Below are 19,485 nucleotides of genomic sequence, written 5' to 3'. Positions count from 1 at the left end.
CTTATAATCGGCCGCCACTCAACCTGAATTTTAGAGGGTCTTCACTTGACGAACTTTACGATCGACTTCGCAAAACTGGGTATGGCTGACGTCGACAAAGTCGGCGGAAAGAATGCATCACTTGGCGAGATGATCTCATCCCTTGCCGGTGCCGGTGCCGGGGTGAGTGTACCGGGCGGTTTTGCCACAACCGCGGAGGCCTTCCGGGCTTTTCTGGTTCACGAGCAATTGGAACAGCGTATAGCGGAGCGTTTACAGGGGCTGGATGTTGCTAACGTGACAGAGTTGGCCCGAGCAGGCGATGAGATCCGCAACTGGATCCTGCAAACTCCCTTCCCACAACAGTTGGAAAAAGACATCCGCGTGGGTTACGAAGCATTGGGTGGCGGTGAGACAGCGGTTGCGGTGCGATCCTCTGCAACTGCGGAAGACCTGCCGGATGCCTCCTTTGCCGGTCAACAGGAAACTTTCCTGAATATTCGCGGAATCGACGCAGTACTACAGGCGGTGAAGGAGGTTTTTGCCTCTCTCTATAACGATCGCGCTATAGCTTATCGAGTACACACCGGTTATGCCGATGTGGGTGTTGCCCTATCTGCCGGTATCCAGCATATGGTGCGCAGTGAGACCGGTGCTGCCGGTGTTATGTTCACCCTGGACACCGAAAGCGGCTTCCGCGATGTGATCTTTATCACCGCTGCTTTCGGTTTGGGGGAAACTGTCGTGCAGGGTGCTGTGAACCCGGATGAATTCTATCTCTACAAACCTGCATTGGATGCTGGCCGCCCGGCGATCCTGCGCCGTAATCGCGGTAGCAAAGCGCTCAAAATGGTTTACGACGAGAGCGGTGAATGTGGCCGCTCGGTGAAGACCATCGAAGTGGCGGACGAAGACCGCCAGCGTTTTGCCCTCAATGATGCGGAGCTTACCGATCTGGCCATTCAGGCTCGCAAGATTGAAGCGCACTATGGCCGCCCGATGGATATTGAGTGGGCCAAAGACGGCGATAGCGGTAAGTTGTTTATCGTGCAGGCGCGACCTGAAACAGTACGCTCCCGTGACCAAGGTACGAGTATCGAGCGCTACAGTCTGCAAGAGCGCAGTGATGTACTCTGTGAAGGCCGTGCCATTGGCCAACGTATCGGCGCTGGACCCGTGCGCAAGCTGGAATCTGTTGAAGACATGGCGCTGATGCAGGATGGTGAAGTTCTGGTTACCGATATGACCGACCCAGACTGGGAGCCCGTACTAAAGAAGGCCAGTGCTATCGTCACTAACCGTGGTGGCCGTACTTGTCACGCTGCGATTATTGCCCGCGAGCTGGGAATTCCCGCAGTGGTTGGCTGTGGGAATGCCACCAAATTGCTGGAAACCGGTACCCCGGTTACTGTTTCTTGTGCGGAAGGTGACACTGGTTTTGTAATGGCCGGTGAGTTGGATTTCCAGCGTGAAGAAACAGAAGTTGCGGAAATGCCGGATCTGCCGTTCAAAATCATGCTGAACGTGGGTAACCCGGATCGCGCCTTTGCCTTTAGCCATCTGCCCAATCAAGGCGTTGGCCTGGCGCGTTTAGAATTTATTCTCAATCGCATGATCGGTATTCATCCGAAGGCGCTATTGGAGCTGGAAAACCTCCCCGAAGATCTTCAGCAGAATATTCGCGAGCGCATCGGCGGTTACGATTCCCCAGAAGATTTTATTGTCGAAAAACTGGTTGAAGGTATCGCAACACTGGCTGCAGCTTTTGCTCCGAATCGTGTGATCGTGCGTTTGTCAGACTTTAAGTCCAATGAGTATGCCCACCTTGTTGGCGGCCAACTGTATGAGCCCAGCGAAGAGAACCCCATGCTTGGTTTCCGTGGTGCTGCCCGCTATCGATCAAAAGACTTTCGTCAGTGCTTCGCCCTGGAGTGTCGCGCACTGAAAAAGGTTCGCGATGAAATGGGTCTTACCAATGTCGAAATCATGGTGCCCTTCGTGCGCACCCCGGAAGAGGCTAAGGAAGTTGTTGGCTTACTGGCTGATAATGGTCTCCGTCGTGGTGAAGGTGGTCTCAAGATCATCATGATGTGCGAGCTACCCTCTAACGCCTTGTTAGCCGAAGAATTCCTAGAGCACTTTGATGGTTTCTCTATCGGTTCTAATGATCTGACCCAGCTCACTCTCGGCCTGGATCGTGATTCCGGTCTGGTTGCAGACTTGTTTGACGAGCGCAACCCTGCAGTGAAAGCTCTGCTCTCAATGGCCATTCAAGCTTGTAAGAAAGCGGGTAAGTATGTCGGTATTTGTGGGCAGGGCCCATCTGACCATAAGGACTTTGCTCGCTGGTTGATGGATGAGGGTATAGATAGTGTTTCCCTAAATCCGGACACCGCTGTAGATACTTGGCTATTCCTGGCTAACGAAGAAGGCTAATTTTGCTCTTAAAGCGGCCCTAGGGGGCCGCTTTACTAATTTCGTACCTCTCATTTCACCTCACTATTTTTTCACTGCGGCCAAGCCAATTGCAGTAAAAATTGAGTCCACTGTTGCCATTAATCTCGAAAATTCCTGATTTTGTGCTGTCAATTGTGTTTGAAGTTTTTGGCTGACACATTAACCACAAAATACAAACCTCTATCAGCTTGCCGACAAAGAAGAAATTATTCTAAATCCTGGCGCTCGCCTCGATAAAATCGGAAGAGTCCTAAGGTTGCGTATAAATCGGAAAACAGGTTGCACAATGTACTCCGTCTAAATGTTCGCACTGGGTCTTCACCCTTTACTGCGCACACTCTGAAATATCAGGTAGGGCTATATCCCTGCTGGAGATCAGGGCGGGATACGCCGACTTGGTGAGGTGAGCTATGCAAATGAGTAGACAGTTACAAATCCCAATATTGCACATCTTTATGATGTTGTGTCTTTTAGCTTTACTGGCGGCGCCTGCGGTTGAAGCCAAACCGAGGGCCTCCAACTGGTTTGATGATCGTGCAGCGGCCAGGGGTGGTAGTCCATCGATTAAAATTGATTTAAGTGAGCAGCGTGCGTATTTATATAAAGGTGGAAAGCTGGTGGGCGTATCAAGGATATCTTCTGGGAAGAGGGGATATAGTACACGAGCTGGACATTTTCGTGTGCTCTCCAAGCACCCCAACCACCGCTCTTCAATCTACGGCAGTTTTGTTGATAGACGATCTGGCAGAGTGGTGAGATCCAATGTAAATACTCGCAAGCACCGCCGCCCCTCAGGCACAGTGTATCGCGGTGCGAGAATGAATAATTACATTCGCTTTAATGGAGGTATTGGCCTGCATGCTTCTGGCCATGTGCCAGGCTACCCCGCTTCACATGGTTGTGTACGTATGCCCCCGCACATGGCAAGAAAGTTTTATCGACATGTGCGTGTAGGCACTCCAGTTCGAGTAACTCATTAGTACTATTCGTCGCAGCGAAGGCTTGGCCGGGTATTATCAACTGTGATGATACCCGGTATTTATTTTCCTCTTACTGTTACAACTTCTTTCTCGTTATTATCACATTCTTTCATGGATAGCTGCGAGATTACCGATGCTGAAATCAACCCCTGATTTATGTGACGCCTACCCGGATGATGTGCAAGTTGTGGAACCAATGTTTGTTAATTACGGTGGCCGCGAGTGCTTTGGAGGTCAAATTGTCACCATCAAATGTTTTGAAGACAACTCCCTGGTACGTGAGCTGGTGGCAGAGCCTGGGCGCGGCAAAGTATTGGTCGTGGATGCGGGTGGTTCAATGCGACGCGCCTGTCTTGGAGATATGTTAGCGGAAAAAGCAGTGGCCAATGGCTGGGAAGGTATCCTGATGTATGGTTGTATTCGCGATGTTGATGAGATTGGAGAGCTGGATTTGGGGGTGCAGGCTCTGGGAAGTCATCCGATGAAGACAGAAAAGAAAGGGGCCGGTGAGCGCGATCTGGTCGTGAGTTTTGGAGGGGTGAACTTTCGTCCGGGAGATTACCTGTACGCTGACAACAATGGCGTTCTGTTAGCAAAGAAGGTTTTGAACTAGCCTTAAATATCGTACAGCCGGTGATGCTTACTGCCTGAAAGCGATAGTTCGCAACGCGAAGCCTGTTGTGAACTATCGCTAGATTTTCTTAACGCGCATCTACCAAGTCATCAACTGGATTTTCTGGCATTCTCAGTGACATCAAAAATTTCAAAACCTTATTTTGATTATCTTCACTTAAATCTATGAAGTTTTGTGCTGCGGCACTGGCCTCACTCCCAGGGCTGTCATGGAGAAAAATAGCTTCCGCCAAAGTGTGCGCTCTGCCGTCGTGCAGGTAGGGTGCAGTGTCTGCGACGCCCCAGAGCCGGGCAGTGATAAACTCACGATTTTGTTGTTCCGTTTGGAAGAAGGCTGTCTCTGCCAGACCTTCACCCATATCGTGGCGTTTTAGGTCTGAAAACATTGGGACTTCAATGCCGCCACTGCGGGTTGCACGAAAATAGGTGGGGTGCTTGGTGAGATCAACTTCATAGAAGGTATCCTCAAAAGGCGTCTCTGCAGAGCCTGTGAGCTTATAGGGCAATGTTCTTCTTTCGGTAACCATATTGGAACGATGACAGCCAGCACAGCCTATATCTGAAAACAACTCACGGCCATCGCGGTTTTCCCTGCTGTCTACCTCAAGTGGGCGTTCTAAGGTGGTAATAAAGATACTCAGAGCAGAGAGGTCACCAACGGTGATTTCATTCACTACACCATCGTTGTCGGCATCTGCTGTCTCGCCGCCAAATCCCTCGGATGCCTGCATGCCCATGTGAAAGGCGAGTGCGGTAATGTCAAACTCTCTGACTGATGCATTGTCTCCCTTTCTACCAAAAGGTCTCACGACTAAATCGTGCTCGATGCCCTCTATGTTACCTGTATCCAGATTGCCGTTTTCATCGGCGATGATGGTTCCGAAATTGACCGATTTTGTTTCCAGCTCAACTCTTGTGCCGGGATTATCCAGTGCATATTGTTTTTGGATTTGTAGTTCAAGTGTCATTTCCCGTCCGACCAATTCAATTCCCCCGGCACCAAAAAGAAAAACTGGGTTTATCAGTCGCCCGTTGAATTCGGCAATTCCGTCAAAATTTTCATCGATCACATCAATATTGACCGGTCGGAACAATACGCTGGTACCGAAACCGCCACCTCCACCAATGCCCAAAGTGGCGGGGATAGTCCTATTGCTGACGATGGTATGGCATTCGAGGCAGTTCTGCGCATCAAGCCCATTGATGCGCAGAAAAGTGTTGTTGCCTTGCAGGGTGGGTCTATTTCCGCCTGTGGGCGTATTGTTGTCGGGCTCGGATAAATCATGAGGCCCATCGCCGTAGCCGTCATAGCGATTAAAGGGGGTACTAAAAATAAAAAGGCCCGCTTCGCGAATATCATCGAGGCTCAACTGACCTTGGCTAATTTCATTCTGGGTGATCCTGACTGCGGGATTGAGGCGTGGGCTTTCACCGATCAGATCAGCGTGGAGAATTGAAGGGAGTAACAGGCCGATGCCGGTGAGTGATATTGCCGTAAATAATTTCATAACAAATTCCTTGTTTATTTTTATTTCCCTTTCAAATTGATATATCTAAGTCCTTGGTCATAATTGTCAGATTTGAATGGGACAGTGGTTTTGAGAAGCTTGCTTAAGTGGACGAGATGAGGAAAAGGTAATAGCAAACTCTTTTCAATAGCACTGGAGAAAATGGACGCCGATTTTTCCCGGAAATAAAATACCCTCAGAGTTGGGGCGTAGATTTCCTCAGTCGTTTTCTTTTCGCAATCAATCGTCACCTATTATTGTGCATTGATAGCTGTCTCGATCCGCGGGAATTGGCAGGTTTTTTGCGATCGCTGCCATTATGGAAGGTAAAAATGAGTGAATTGCGCAAAAAATTCTTTACCGCGCCTCTCTTGAAAATTATTAAGCGGGTGCTCCCGCCAATTTCTGAAACTGAGCGAGAAGCAATGGAGGCTGGCGAAGTTTGGTGGGATGCCGAATTGTTGTCGGGAAAACCGGATTGGGATCAGCTTTTAGGTATGGGACCACCGGAGTTGAATAAGGAGGAGCAGGCTTTTCTGGAGGGGCCGGTCGAAGAACTGTGCAGGATGATTAATGATTGGCAAATCAGCTATGTCGATCATGATATTCCGCAGCATGTGTGGGACTTCCTAAGAGCGAACCACTTTTTTGGCATAATTATTCCTAAAAAGTATGGGGGCCTTGGTTTTTCTCCCACCGCGCACGCAGAAATCGTCACCAAGATTTCAACTCGAAGTACCAGTGTGGGGGTCACCGTTATGGTGCCCAATTCCCTTGGACCGGGGGAGTTGCTTCTTTCTCACGGTACCCAGGAGCAGAAGGACTACTATCTGCCGCGACTGGCAGATGGTCGGGATATCCCGTGTTTCGCATTGACAAGCCCCCAAGCCGGCTCCGATGCGGCATCGATGATTGATTACGGTATTGTCTGCTATGGCGAGCACCAGGGTGAAAAAGTGCTGGGCATGCGTGTGAACTGGCACAAGCGCTATATCACTCTGGGGCCAATTGCGACTGTCCTTGGGTTGGCGTTCAAGCTTTACGATCCTGATCATATCATCGGCGATGAAGAAGAACTGGGAATTACCGTTGCCCTGGTACCTACCGATACGCCAGGGGTATCCATTGGTCAGCGACATTTGCCGGCGATGCAGGCTTTTCAGAATGGCCCAAATTGGGGCAAAGACGTTTTTATGCCCATGGAGTGGATTATTGGGGGGGAGGAAAATGTCGGTAAGGGATGGGAGATGTTGATGAGTGCCCTTGCGGCAGGGCGCGGTATTTCACTGCCGTCTCTTTCTACCGGTGGAGCAAAAATGGCTGCGCGTACCACCGGTGCTTACGCGCGGATTCGCGAGCAATTCAATGTCCCTGTTGGCCGTTTTGAGGGGGTACAGCGCCGCCTTGCGGAGATTGCGGCCATTGCCTTTGTACTGGATAGTGCCCATAAAACCACTACACGGGCACTTGATGAGGGCCGAAAACCGGCGGTGATTACGGCCATTATGAAGGCGAATGCAACTTGCGGCCTGCGTCAGGCGATTATCGATGCCATGGACATCCATGCGGGCAAGGCCATTATGGATGGGCCCATGAACTATCTCGGTAATGTCTATCGCGCGGTGCCGGTTGCAATTACTGTGGAGGGAGCCAACCTGCTCACACGCAGCCTAATGATTTTTGGTCAAGGTGCAATACGTTGTCACCCCTATTTATTGAAAGAAATGCTGGCGGCAGAAAATCCTGACCAGGAGAAGGGGCTGGATGAGCTGGATGAGTTGCTGCCCAAGCATATGTGGTTCCAGTTCAAGACTTTGTGTCGCGGCGTTTTCCACGGCTGGACCCTGGGTCTTTTTGCCAGTAGTCCGCGGAATGTGGGGCGTGCGGCCAAGTACTACCGGCAGTTAAATCGATACTCCGCAGTTCTGACACTGGTTACAGAGATTTCCCTGATGACCTTGGGTGGAGAGCTTAAACGCAAAGAGTTAATTTCCTCCCGCTTGGGAGATGTACTCAGTCAACTCTATCTCCTCAGTTGTACGCTGAAGCGCTTCTATGATGATGATCACCCCAAGGACGATCTCCCATTACTGGAGTTCGCTATGCGTGATGGGTTGCATAAAATAGAGGTCAGCTTATTGGAGGTATTCCAGAACTTCCCCCGTCCGTTTATCGGTCAGATAATGCGCTTTCTCACTATGCCCTGGGGACACAGTGTGCATACCGCTTCCGATCGGCAGGCAAAAGCTTGTGCAGAACTATTGCTTACTCCTTCAGAAACCCGCGACCGCTTGACCAGTGGGGTTTATGTGGGTAATGCCGGTGATGGTGTCGATATCGTCGAGCAGGCTTTTGAAAAAGTATGCGCCTCAGAGCGAGCCCGTGAGAAACTGAAAAAAGGCGGGATTCGTGCACTCAGTAGGGGGACAGTTGAAGAGGGCCTGAAAAAAAATCTGATTAGCGATGAAGAAGCAGAGATACTCTACGATGCCGCCGATGCGGTAGAGAAAGCTATCCAGGTTGATCACTTTGATCACCTCGGTGGGCGGTCTGATACTGTTCAATAGCGGTGAGTGGGAATCAGTCTGCGATGGAATCTGAGCACAATGAGCCCCCGGCCTGTTTTACCAGTGTTGAGGAATGTATCGACAAACTCTTGGACGCTGTCGATAACAAAATAGTCCTCGGCCTGCCATTGGGCCTCGGTAAGGCGAACCACTTTGCCAATGCACTATACGCCAGGGCTGTGGCAGACCCCTCGATTTCCCTGACCATATTCACGGCGCTGACTTTGGAGCGCCCTCACGGGAGTAGTGATATAAGCCGGCGGTTCATACAGCCGCTTCTGGACTCCCTTTACAGTCAGTATCAGGATCTCGCTTATGTGCCTGCCAGACGGAAGGGGCACTTGCCGGGCAATATCCAAGTAATCGAATTTTTTATGGAGCCCGGCTCCCTGCTGGGCAACCACTATGCCCAGCAACATTATGTGAGCGCTAATTACACCCAGGTGCCAGAAGAACTGATCAATCGCGGGGTCAATGTGATTGCACAGATGGTGGCGCCGTCAGAACACGGAGATAAATACAGTTTAAGTTGCAACCCGGACCTGACCCTGCCTTTGCTCAAGTTGGCGGCGCAGCGAGAAAACCACCTGCTGTATCTCTTGGGTGAAGTTAACCCACAGCTACCGTATTTCACCGGAAGCAGTGAACTTGAAGCGGACACTTTTGACTTCCTGCTCAAAGGGGAGACTTTTAATGCTCCCCTTTTTCCCGTGCCAGCCTTACCGGTGACTTACACCGAATACGGTTTAGCTTTTCATATAGCCAGTCTGGTAGAGGATGGGGGGACCCTGCAGGTGGGTATTGGGGCGCTGGGAGATGCGATTTGCCACGTACTGCGCTTACGGCATAAAGAGAATGGACTGTTTTGCAGGGTTATAGGCGACCTGATAAAAAGCGAATCTCTTCACAGTTTCCGCGAAGGCCTGCCACTTTGTACAGCATCATTCAAGCAGGGGCTCTATGGTGCCAGTGAAATGGTCCCGCATGGATTTTTACATTTGCGCTGTGCAGGGGTTCTGAGCCGTGAAGTTTACCCCGATGCCACTCTCCAGCAGCTGTTGGACAGCGACCAATTGACAGCTACCGTCCAGGAGGAAACCCTCCTGGCGTTGAAAAATGCTGGGCGTATCAGCTGTCCACTAACAGAGGAAGATACAAGGTTTTTACAGGGACTTGGCATTGTTGATCCCAGCTATAGTTGGCGCGGGCACAAATTATTAACCCCAGAAGGGGAGGAGGAAGAGTGTGATCTGCATAGTGAGCACGGTCGGCGCCGGCTCATTGGGGGTTGCCTCAATAAAAAAATTATCGGCGGCATCTGGCTACACGGAGGTTTTTATCTAGGGCCGGAATTGATGTACCAAGAGCTGCGTGAGCTAGCTCCACAAGAGCGCGCGGGTATTGATATGACCTCAATTAGTTTTACCAACGACCTGCAGTCCCAGAGGGGGCTCAAACTGGCACAGCGCAAGCACAGTCGCTTTGTGAATTCTGCAATGATGGTAACACTGGGTGGGGCGGTGGTTTCTGATGTATTGGCTGATAATCATGTAGTGAGTGGAGTAGGGGGACAATACAATTTTGTCGCCCAAGCCTGGGAGTTGCCGGGGGCGAGATCTATTATTGCTGTGCCCAGTGTGCGGGTGCGCGACGGAATATGTGAAAGCAATATTGTATGGGAATACCCACATACAACCATTCCCCGGCACTTACGTGATGTGGTGGTGACCGAATACGGGGCCGTTGATCTGCGCGGTAAAACTGACAGGGATGTGATGGTAGCCATGCTCAGTATTTGTGATGCGCGTTTTCAGGCAGTTTTACTGGAGCAGGCCAAGCATGCGGGCAAAATTGAAAAAAATTTTGTGATTCCCGAGTCCTTTAATAACAATACGCCGGAATATCTTGCGGGTATTTTTGCTGATGAAAAGTGTTTGGCTGAACTCCCGCACTACCCGCTGGGTACAGATTTCAGCGATGAGGAAGCTCTGCTTGCGGTTGCTCTGCATCACTTGCGTGCAGTGGAGAAAAGTGGGTGGAAAATGCTGGGCTCTGTTTTTAGGGGGCGCAGAGTTTGGCACGACAAGTCCCCAGAGGCCGCTTATATTCAGCGCTGCTTGCAACGTATGAATTACGACCATACGGAAACTTACGAACACCGCCTTGAAGCCTACGTAGTTGCCGATGCACTGCGTGAGCATATTGATCTGCGCAGACCGCTACGCTGGGAGTGACTGCCATTTACCAACTATTATGTTGGGCTTGGATGGCCGTGAGTGCAATGGTGTAAAGGATATCGTCCACTAATGCGCCGCGGGACAAGTCGTTAACCGGTTTACGCAGCCCCTGCAACATAGGTCCGATACTGATTAAATCGGCGCTGCGTTGTACTGCCTTATAGGTTGTATTACCAGTATTAAGATCCGGGAATATAAACACAGTTGCCTGACCTGCGACGGGACTGTGAGGGGCTTTTTGTGCAGCGACATTTTGTATCAGGGCGGCATCGTATTGCAGAGGGCCATCAATAATCAGCTCCGGTCGTTTCTGCTTTGCCAGTTCAGTCGCCTCCCTAACTTTATCGACATCACTCCCGCTACCAGAAGTCCCAGTAGAATAACTGATCATCGCTACCCTGGGCTCTATGCCAAATGCCGCTGCGGAGTCTGCCGATTGAATAGCAATTGCGGCGAGTTGTTTTGCGTTGGGGTCGGGGTTGATGGCGCAATCCCCATAAACCAGTACCTGCTCTGGCAGCAACATAAAGAAGATGGATGACACCAGCTCTTCACCGGGAGCGGCCTTGATAAGCTGTAGCGCGGGGCGAATAGTGTTGGCGGTAGTGTGGATGGCACCTGAAACCAAGCCGTCAACTTGGCCCAGTGCCAGCATCATAGTGCCGAGCACCACATTGTCCTGCAGTTGTTCAAGGGCTACAACCTGGGTCAGGCCCTTGCTTTTACGCAGTGCAACCATAGGTTCAATATAATTCTCTCGCACAGCTTTGGGGTCGATAATTTCCAGCTGCTCGTTGAGTTTCAGCCCCTGTTGTTCAGCCGCCCTCAGAATAATCTTTGCGTCCCCCAGTAATACGGGATGTGCGATCCCCCTTTCCAGGCAGGCTTGAGCAGCGCGGATAGTGCGGGGTTCGGCACCTTCGGGCAGAACAACACGCATGGTACGGCGCCTTGCCATTTCGGTGAGGTGATAGCGAAATGCCGGCGGTGAGAGGCGTCGGGGCCTGTCACTCACTTGGCTGAGGGAGTCCACCCAATTTTCATCCAAGTGGCCTGCAAAGAACTCTTGTACCCGGTCTACCCGCTCCCGGTCATCGGCAGGCGTGCGCAGATTAAACGACTGTAGTGACATTACGGTGTGCCAGGTATTGGAGTTTACCAGTAATATTGGCAACCCCTTTTCCATTGCCAGAGTGCAGAGCTCTAATACTGTTCTTCCCAGATGGTAGCCGCCGGTCAGTAGCAAGCAGCCTATTTTGACTCCATTCATCACTGCCAAGCAGGCTCCGACGATGACATCGGGTCTATCCGCTGAGGTCACCAGTAGAGCCCCTGGTTTAAAGCGTCGCAACATATTGGGCAGGGAGCGGGAGCAAAAGGTTATGGTGCGCAGTCTGCGCGTGTCCAACTCCCCCTGATTGATAATCACTGCATCGAAATGGCGAGCCAGATCCAGGGCACGCGGTGCGAGTAGTTCAGCATTCCAGGGGATAAAGCCAACAATACTGACAGACAGCTGACTCGCGAGAGATCGCGGGTTGATACAGGTCTGCTTTTCCTTGCTGGACTTCCTATGGGAGTGGATGCCGGTTAAGTGGGCTCCGGGCGTATCCAATACTTCGGCGGGCATGCCTGCCTTGTTAATAATACAGCCCACAACTCGGTCGGAGTCTTGTCCTCCAAAAAAGCGTACTGCAAATTCCAGGCGTTCTTTAAGTTGGCGATTTAAATCCCTGGAACGGGGAAACGGGCAGGTGACAAGTACAACTTCAGCATCCAGGGTTTTGGCAATTTGATAATTCAGTTGACTGGAGACAGGATTGTCACTACTGGGCAACACCCCCTCAATAATAATGACTTCTGAGGATTGTGAGCAGGTTCTGAAACGCGCAAGAATATCTTCCTGGAGTTCTGCCATTTTCCCGGTGGCTATCATTGATTCCGCATGCTCGGCACTAAAGGACCTGGGGATTTTCAGGTTGGAAGTCTGCCGTAGGATCTCGGTGGTGCGTTCGATAGTGCCGTCTGCTGGGGGTGGCTCTGCCACCGGTTTGAAAAACTGTACTTCGATACTTTTTCGTTCCAGCGCCCTAATCAGGCCCAGGCTCACCGAGGTAATACCGGCACTGGCCTCAAGGGGAACCAGCATCAGGGTCCTGGGGTTGGGCGGCTGCATCATTGGGTGTGTTGCGCCAATCGCGCGGTGTCTCTGGCAATAACCCATTCCTCTTTTGTGGGTATCACCAGGACTTTGGGAGTATTTTGTTGGGAGATGAGCCCCTCTGCGTGGGAGTAGGGCCTCTGGTTAAGATGAGGGTCTAAACGATAACCGAGAAGGCTGAGCCATTCGATAGTGCGGCCGCGTATCCAGGAGGAGTTCTCTCCAATGCCTCCGGTAAATACCAGTGCATCAACTGAACCCAAGGGGACGGTGTATGCAGCGATATATTTTGCCAGGCGGTAGCAAAATATCTCCAGAGCGAGCCCTGCCCCTTTGTGGCCTTTGTCTGCCGCGTTTTCGAGCTCTCTGCAGTCACTGCTTAGAGAGGAGATCCCCAGCATACCGCTCTCTCTGTTGAGCAACTCTTCAATACCGGCAAGGGAATAACCCAAAGCTTGCTCCAGATGCAATATCAATCCCGGGTCCAGGTCGCCACAGCGGCTCCCCATGACCAGCCCCTCAAGAGGAGTGAGTCCCATGCTGGTGTCAACACTGCGCCCTTCTTTCACGGCGCAGATAGAAGCGCCACCACCGAGATGTGCCGAGATAATATTCACCCTATCAACGGGCTTGTCGAGTAGTTCAGCACTGCGTTCACTAATGTATTGGTGACTGCTGCCGTGCATGCCATAACGGCGGATGCGGTGTTTCTCGTAGAGTTCATAGGGCAGTGCATAAAGGAAGGCGTGTTCCGGCATTCCCTGATGGAATGCGGTATCAAAAACAGCCACTTGAGGGAGCTTGGGAAAGGCATTCAGGGCTGCATAGATACCTTTGAGTGCTGCGGGATTGTGTAGTGGGGCTAAGTCACAACATTTCTTGATACAGCTGATCACATTCTGATTGATCAGTACTGAGTTGGCGAAGTGCTCGCCACCATGGACCACGCGGTGCCCTACCGCAATGAGCCGTTGCTGCAAATCCGCCCACTCAGTGCCAAATTGTCTAACCAACTCACTGATCACTGCAGTGTAATCGGTGTCCAGGGCGAGCTTGTGGGAATCCTCAGTATCCTGATATCGCCACCTCAAGTTCGCTTTTGCATTACCCAGGGCTTCCGCTACCCCCGCGAGATGTTCGACCCCAGAGCAGGGGTTAAGCACAGAAAACTTCACTGAGGAGCTACCGCAATTAAAAATCAGTACCAAACCTTGTTCGCTCATAGTGCGCGTATTTCAACCAAATCTGCTTTAAGGCTAGTTGAGCTGCTAGAGCTGGGTGGGGGATAAGTGGTACAGATAAGAATATGAATAAAAAAGGGCTGCAATCGCAGCCCAAGTAATAAGTGCAAGGATAAAAGCGCAGTAGAATCTGCTGTATCTTTGGAGCGAACCGATGAGGTTCAGAAGGAAAAAAGGCGGCTTGCGCCGCCTGAAATCTACTTGAACAGTGTCAGAAATTGCTTAGCCGAACTGGTTCATGGTGTTGTCTTTACCAGAAGCCTTCAGTGCAGCTTCACCGGCGAAGTATTCTTTGTGGTCGTCACCGATATCGGAACCAGCCATGTTCTGGTGCTTAACACAGGCGATACCTTGACGGATTTCCTTGCGCTGTACACCTTTCACGTAGCCCAGCATGCCTTGCTCACCGAAGTACTCTTTGGCCAGGTTGTCGGTGGACAGAGCTGCAGTATGGTAAGTCGGCAGGGTGATCAGGTGATGGAAGATACCAGATTCACGGGCAGCGTCTGCCTGGAAGGTGCGGATCTTCTCGTCAGCTGCTGCAGACAGCTCAGAGTCGTCGTACTCAGCGCTCATCAGGTTGGCGCGGTCGAAAGCGGAGACGTCTTTGCCTTCTTCAGCCCAGGCATCGAAGATTTGCTGACGGAAGTTTAAAGTCCAGTTGAAGGATGGGCTGTTGTTGTAAACCAGTTTCGCATCGGGAACCGCTTTGCGGATCTCATCCATCATGGCGCCGATCTGGCGAACGTGAGGCTTCTCAGTTTCGATCCAAATCAGGTCGGCACCGTTCTGCAGGGAAGTGATACTGTCCAGGATGCAGCGAGCTTCACCAGTACCTTTACGGAACTGGAACAGGTTGGAAGCTAGGCGCTTCGGACGCAGCAGCTTGCCTTCACGGTTGATAATAACGTCGCCGTTTGTCAGCTGGGAAGCATCAACCTCCTCGCAATCCAGGAAGGAGTTGTACTGGTCACCCAGGTCGCCCGCTTCTTTGGTTACGGCGATCTGCTTGGTCAGGCCGGCACCCAAGGAATCGGTACGAGCAACGATTACACCGTTATCTACGCCCAATTCCAAGAATGCGTAGCGAACTGCACGGATCTTGGCTAGGAAATCTTCGTGGGGAACGGTCACTTTACCGTCCTGGTGGCCACACTGCTTCTCATCGGAAACCTGGTTTTCGATCTGGATACAGCAGGCACCCGCTTCAATCATCTGCTTGGCCATCAGGTAAGTGGCTTCCGCATTACCGAAACCGGCGTCGATATCGGCGATAATCGGCACAACGTGGGTCTTGTGGTTATCGATTTTTTCCTGTGCAACCTTCGCGGCGGCTTTGTCGCCGGCTTCGCGGGCAGCGTCCAGCTCGCGGAACAGGTCGTTCAGTTCGCGGGCGTCAGCCTGGCGCAGGAAAGTATAAAGTTCGTTGATCAGGTGCGCGACGGAAGTCTTTTCGTGCATAGACTGGTCGGGCAGGGGACCGAATTCACTGCGCAGAGCGGCGACCATCCAGCCGGACAGGTACAGGTAGCGGCGGTCGGTATTGCCTTCGAAGTGCTTCTTAATAGAAATCATCTTCTGTTGACCGATAAAACCGTGCCAGCAACCCAGCGATTGGGTGTACTTGGACGTGTCCTTGTCGTAATTTCCCATGTCAGCACGCATGATATCTGCGGTGTATTTCGCAATATCCAAGCCGTGCTTGAATTTGTTCTGGGCGCGCATACGGGCAACTGACTCGGGATCGATGGCGTCCCAGGAGCTGCCATTGCTGTCACGGAGCTTTGCTACCGCGTCGATGTCTTGAGTGTAAGTGGACATGACTGTGAATCCTTAAACGGTGACTGCGATTAGATGTTGAGTATCTTAGGAGGAGTGGCATAATTTGCCTAATTTATTGATTTTATCTTCACTATCGATTTGGCGAATGATGTATGCAACTGGAAAGAGCTGACCTGAATCTGCTGGTTTACCTCGATGTACTGCTGCGTGAGCGCAATGTGACCCGTGCGGCGAATTACTTGGGCTTGTCCCAGCCGGCAATGAGTAACGGTCTGAAGCGCCTGCGGGAGTTGTTTGACGACCCGCTGCTGGTGCGCACTCGCGAGGGTATGATGCCCACCGAGCGCGCTTTGGAGTTACAGCCGATGGTGCGTGAGGCCCTGTCCTCGATAGATCGGGTAATCCAACCGAATCGGGATTTTGATCCAGCCAATACGCGCCGCACATTTCGCATTATGGCTAGCGATTATGCGGAATCGACGCTGATACCCCCGCTCCTTAAACAGCTGCGTGACGATGCACCGGGCATCAGCCTGGACATCATGACTCCCAGTGATGTGAGCTTTGTGGATGTGGAGCAGGGCAAAGTGGACATGGTGATTAACCGTTTCGACAGCATGCCGCAGAGTTTCCATCAAGCTACAGTATGGCGCGACAGTTTCTCTTGCGTCATGCGAGCAGATAATCCGATTCTCAAGGGATACAATCTGCAGAGCTATTTACAGGCCCAGCATATTTGGGTGAGCAAAACAGGAATGGGCGTAGGGGTTGGGGTCAATCCTGAAGATGTGCAAAGATTGGGCTGGGTAGATGAAGCCATCGGCAAGTTGGGGGAGAAACGGGATATCTCTGTATTCACCCGTCATTATCAGGTAGCCATGATTTTAGCGGAACAGAGTGATTTGATCGTTACTGTACCCACGCGCCTGGCTCAGCTCGCCAGAGATAATCCACGCGTGGTCAGGCGGGACCCCCCCTTGGATATCCCTAACCTGGAATTAAAAATGGCTTGGAGCCCGCTGCTTCAGCAAAGTGCACCGCACCGTTGGCTACGCCGCCTGATCCTGGATATTGGACGCGCACTCTGACTGAGGAGTGGCAGTCTTGTGTCCGTCCGGTTCTAGCCCGGTAATCGCACTTCAGTGGACTTGTCATAAAAATTCGATCTGTGAATAGCGGGAATTGTGTCTATAAATTAGCGGTATGTGGAATTGGCTGTTTAGAATGCCGCTATACCAACAATCAGTGAGAGGCCCTGGGTATGACGGAACGAGTCCAAATCGGCGATCTGCAAATCGCACCAGAACTGTATAACCTGGTTTGCGAGGAGGTGATTCCAGGAACTGGAGTCAACGCGGAAGCTTTCTGGGGTAAGCTGGAATCTATCGTCCACGATCTGGCACCAGTAAACCAGGCACTCCTTGAAAAGCGAGACGGGCTACAGGAAATCTTGGATCGCTGGCATATCGACAACCCTCAAGGTTTTCGTGACCTGGAAGGCTACCGAGAATTTCTGAGTGAAATCGGTTATCTCGCCGATGAGCCGGCAGATTTCAGTGCAATGACTGAAAACGTCGATAAGGAAATTGCGACTTTAGCGGGCCCGCAGCTGGTTGTGCCGGTCATGAATGCCCGCTACGCACTCAATGCTGCCAATGCCCGTTGGGGCAGTTTGTACGATGCGCTATACGGTACTGATGCCATCAGTGAGGACGGTGGCGCAGAGAAAGGTACCGAGTACAATCCGGTGCGCGGTGGTATGGTGATTGACTACGCGCGCAACTTCCTAGATCAGTCAGCGCCGCTTACCTGCGGTAGCCATGTCGAAGCGGTGCAGTACCGCATCAATGGTTCTCTATTGGAGGTGGTGCAAGCCAATGGTGATATTGCCACCCTGAAAGATGCCAAGCAATTCGCCGGTTATCTCGGCGACAGTGAAGAGCCCACCAGTATTCTGCTAAAGCAGCACGGCCTGCACTTTGAAATTCAAGTGGATCGTGAAAGCCTCATTGGTAAAACCGATGATGCGGGTATCAAAGATGTGTTGATGGAGTCTGCACTGACCACCATTATGGACTGTGAAGACTCCGTAGCGGCAGTAGACGCAGAAGACAAAGTGGTGGTTTACCGCAACTGGCTCGGCTTGATGAAAGGCGACCTGAAAGAAACGATTCAAAAAGGCGATAAGACTTTCGAGCGCAAACTGAACGCTGATCGCGAATACATCACGCCAAATGGGAATCAGCTCACCCTACCTGGACGCAGCTTAATGTTTGTCCGCAATGTTGGCCACTTGATGACCAACGATGCCGTATTGTTTGGCGATGGCCAAGAGATCCCGGAAGGTATCCTCGACGGTATACTTACCAGCTTGATTGCCTTGCATGATTTGCGCGGCGAGAGTGTAATCAAGAATTCCCGTGAGGGCAGCATCTATATTGTTAAGCCTAAGATGCATGGTCCTGAAGAAGTGGCCTTTGCGAATACTCTGTTTAATCGCATCGAAGATGCTCTGGATTTGCCGCGTTACACGGTAAAAATGGGCATTATGGATGAAGAGCGCCGTACTACCGTGAATCTCAAAGCCTGTATTGCCGAGGCTAAAGAGCGTGTCGTATTTATCAATACAGGCTTTTTGGATCGCACTGGTGATGAAATCCATACGTCCATGTTGGCCGGCCCCATGATTCGCAAAGGCGATATGAAGCAGTCAACCTGGATCAGCGCTTATGAAGAATGGAATGTGGATGTAGGCCTTAACTGTGGCCTCAAAGGCAAAGCGCAAATTGGCAAAGGTATGTGGCCGATTCCAGACCAAATGGCGGCCATGATGAATGCCAAACTGGCTCACCCTATGGCCGGTGCCAATACTGCCTGGGTGCCTTCACCCACTGCAGCAACACTGCATGCACTCCACTATCACAAAGTGGATGTAAATCGCCGTCAGGAAGAAATTCAACACCGCCACCACGCCAAGCTGGAAGATATCCTTGCGGTGCCTGTAGCTAACGATACCAGCTGGACCGCAAAAGAGATTCAGTTGGAGTTGGATAATAATGCCCAGGGAATTCTTGGCTATGTAGTGCGCTGGGTAGAGCACGGCGTAGGCTGCTCCAAGGTGCCGGATATTAACGATGTTGGCCTGATGGAAGACCGCGCAACCCTGCGTATTTCCTCCCAGCATATCGCCAACTGGCTCAAACACGGCATTGCCAGTGAAAAACAAGTGCGCGAAACTATGGAGCGCATGGCTGCCGTAGTCGACCGTCAGAATGCCGGTGATCCCAACTACAACAATATGGCCCCGAACTTCGATAAGAGTGTTGCCTTCCAGGCGGCTTGTGAGTTGGTCTTTGAAGGTTGCTCACAGCCAAATGGTTACACCGAACCGGTTCTGCACCGTCGAAGAAGGGAGTTTAAGGCTTTGAATGCCTGAATACTGCATTGACTGATTATTGAAAAGGCCCCGCAAGGGGCCTTTTTTGTTTGAGGCTTGCCACTTTAGGGCGACAACTAACCGGTGTAAGAGTTTGTATGGAGCTGTGATTGCTGAGATATAGCCAGAAAACATCCAGTTTAAATTCTGAGCTATGGATAATTGGAGTAAATTGTAGGGTTCGAAATAAACAAAAGTAAAGTTCTAATCCAATGTATCGTAGAGTTGGCCTGTATAGGTTTGCTATCTTCATTTTATCCTTTTGTAGTGAGCTTGAAACCATCGGCTGCTACAGATGGATCACTGGAAATTGCTATTAATTCAATACCCAAAGGTAAAACGCGTATTTATGAATAAGAAGGTAGGTTATTAGCTGAATTCAGCCCTAGAAAAACTAGGCAAATGGAGGCTGTAATTTAAATTGTGTAACTGCTCATGCCCCCATACTCTATACCGGAGCAACCCATGAGCAAAACAATGAACGATAAAGACCTCGAGCAGCAA

The 19,485-nt window shown here is 51.2% G+C and carries 11 protein-coding genes; 7 read left to right on the top strand and 4 right to left on the bottom strand.

Annotated features, from left to right (window positions below):
- The first annotated feature begins 45 nt into the window (after positions 1–45).
- From ppsA to rraA, 3 genes are all read left to right on the top strand, one after another.
- Positions 46–2,415 carry a phosphoenolpyruvate synthase gene (gene ppsA / locus MO867_RS06385; RefSeq protein WP_252465426.1) on the top strand — a complete coding sequence of 790 codons (2,370 nt, stop codon included), beginning with the start codon at positions 46–48 and terminating at the stop codon, positions 2,413–2,415.
- A gap of 437 nt (positions 2,416–2,852) precedes the next feature.
- Positions 2,853–3,416: a L,D-transpeptidase gene (locus MO867_RS06380; RefSeq protein WP_252465425.1), complete on the top strand. Its 564-nt coding sequence runs from the start codon at positions 2,853–2,855 to the stop codon at positions 3,414–3,416.
- Positions 3,417–3,549: 133 nt separating this feature from the next.
- Positions 3,550–4,029 (top strand): ribonuclease E activity regulator RraA, encoded by a 480-nt coding sequence (gene rraA, locus MO867_RS06375; RefSeq protein WP_252465423.1) that lies wholly within the window; start codon positions 3,550–3,552, stop codon positions 4,027–4,029.
- A gap of 88 nt (positions 4,030–4,117) precedes the next feature.
- Here rraA and MO867_RS06370 read toward each other — a convergent pair whose 3' ends face one another.
- A complete protein-coding gene (locus MO867_RS06370; RefSeq protein ID WP_252465421.1) occupies positions 4,118–5,557 on the bottom strand; it encodes a di-heme oxidoredictase family protein in 1,440 nt (479 codons plus the stop codon).
- 332 nt (positions 5,558–5,889) lie between these two features.
- Here MO867_RS06370 and MO867_RS06365 point away from each other — a divergent pair, with 332 nt between their 5' ends.
- A complete protein-coding gene (locus MO867_RS06365) occupies positions 5,890–8,124 on the top strand; it encodes an acyl-CoA dehydrogenase (RefSeq protein WP_252465419.1) in 2,235 nt (744 codons plus the stop codon).
- A gap of 23 nt (positions 8,125–8,147) precedes the next feature.
- Positions 8,148–10,358 (top strand): acetyl-CoA hydrolase/transferase C-terminal domain-containing protein, encoded by a 2,211-nt coding sequence (locus MO867_RS06360; protein ID WP_252465418.1) that lies wholly within the window; start codon positions 8,148–8,150, stop codon positions 10,356–10,358.
- A 7-nt stretch (positions 10,359–10,365) separates the two neighbouring features.
- Here MO867_RS06360 and pta read toward each other — a convergent pair whose 3' ends face one another.
- The 3 genes from pta to MO867_RS06345 all read right to left on the bottom strand — a co-directional run bounded on the left by pta (position 10,366) and on the right by MO867_RS06345 (position 15,584).
- Complete coding sequence (gene pta / locus MO867_RS06355) at positions 10,366–12,510, bottom strand: phosphate acetyltransferase (RefSeq protein WP_252465417.1); 2,145 nt, start codon at positions 12,508–12,510, stop codon at positions 10,366–10,368.
- A gap of 26 nt (positions 12,511–12,536) precedes the next feature.
- On the bottom strand, positions 12,537–13,745 hold the full coding sequence (locus tag MO867_RS06350) for an acetate kinase (RefSeq protein WP_252465416.1): 1,209 nt from the start codon (positions 13,743–13,745) through the stop codon (positions 12,537–12,539).
- A 240-nt stretch (positions 13,746–13,985) separates the two neighbouring features.
- A complete protein-coding gene (locus MO867_RS06345) occupies positions 13,986–15,584 on the bottom strand; it encodes an isocitrate lyase (RefSeq protein ID WP_252465415.1) in 1,599 nt (532 codons plus the stop codon).
- A gap of 113 nt (positions 15,585–15,697) precedes the next feature.
- On the opposite strand from MO867_RS06345, the gene MO867_RS06340 reads away from it, so the two are divergent.
- Together MO867_RS06340 and MO867_RS06335 are read left to right on the top strand one after the other, a co-directional pair.
- A complete protein-coding gene (locus tag MO867_RS06340) occupies positions 15,698–16,633 on the top strand; it encodes a LysR family transcriptional regulator (RefSeq protein ID WP_252465414.1) in 936 nt (311 codons plus the stop codon).
- A 173-nt stretch (positions 16,634–16,806) separates the two neighbouring features.
- Positions 16,807–18,981: a malate synthase G gene (locus MO867_RS06335; protein WP_252465412.1), complete on the top strand. Its 2,175-nt coding sequence runs from the start codon at positions 16,807–16,809 to the stop codon at positions 18,979–18,981.
- Positions 18,982–19,485: the final 504 nt, after the last annotated feature.

The sequence above is a fragment of the Microbulbifer okhotskensis genome, assembly GCF_023895975.1.
GTDB classification, from domain to species: domain Bacteria; phylum Pseudomonadota; class Gammaproteobacteria; order Pseudomonadales; family Cellvibrionaceae; genus Microbulbifer; species Microbulbifer okhotskensis.
This window is presented reverse-complemented; position numbering and strand designations above follow the sequence as displayed.

Bases quoted from the DNA above. Each gene is read 5' to 3' on its own strand.
- MO867_RS06345 (WP_252465415.1), bottom strand. From the start codon at position 15,584: ATGTCCACTTACACTCAAGACATCGACGCGGTAGCAAAGCTCCGTGAC.
- MO867_RS06380 (WP_252465425.1), top strand. From the start codon at position 2,853: ATGAGTAGACAGTTACAAATCCCAATATTGCACATCTTTATGATGTTG.
- MO867_RS06365 (WP_252465419.1), top strand. From the start codon at position 5,890: ATGAGTGAATTGCGCAAAAAATTCTTTACCGCGCCTCTCTTGAAAATT.
- rraA (WP_252465423.1), top strand. From the start codon at position 3,550: ATGCTGAAATCAACCCCTGATTTATGTGACGCCTACCCGGATGATGTG.
- MO867_RS06340 (WP_252465414.1), top strand. From the start codon at position 15,698: ATGCAACTGGAAAGAGCTGACCTGAATCTGCTGGTTTACCTCGATGTA.
- pta (WP_252465417.1), bottom strand. From the start codon at position 12,510: ATGCTGGTTCCCCTTGAGGCCAGTGCCGGTATTACCTCGGTGAGCCTG.
- MO867_RS06370 (WP_252465421.1), bottom strand. From the start codon at position 5,557: ATGAAATTATTTACGGCAATATCACTCACCGGCATCGGCCTGTTACTC.
- MO867_RS06350 (WP_252465416.1), bottom strand. From the start codon at position 13,745: ATGAGCGAACAAGGTTTGGTACTGATTTTTAATTGCGGTAGCTCCTCA.
- MO867_RS06360 (WP_252465418.1), top strand. From the start codon at position 8,148: ATGGAATCTGAGCACAATGAGCCCCCGGCCTGTTTTACCAGTGTTGAG.
- MO867_RS06335 (WP_252465412.1), top strand. From the start codon at position 16,807: ATGACGGAACGAGTCCAAATCGGCGATCTGCAAATCGCACCAGAACTG.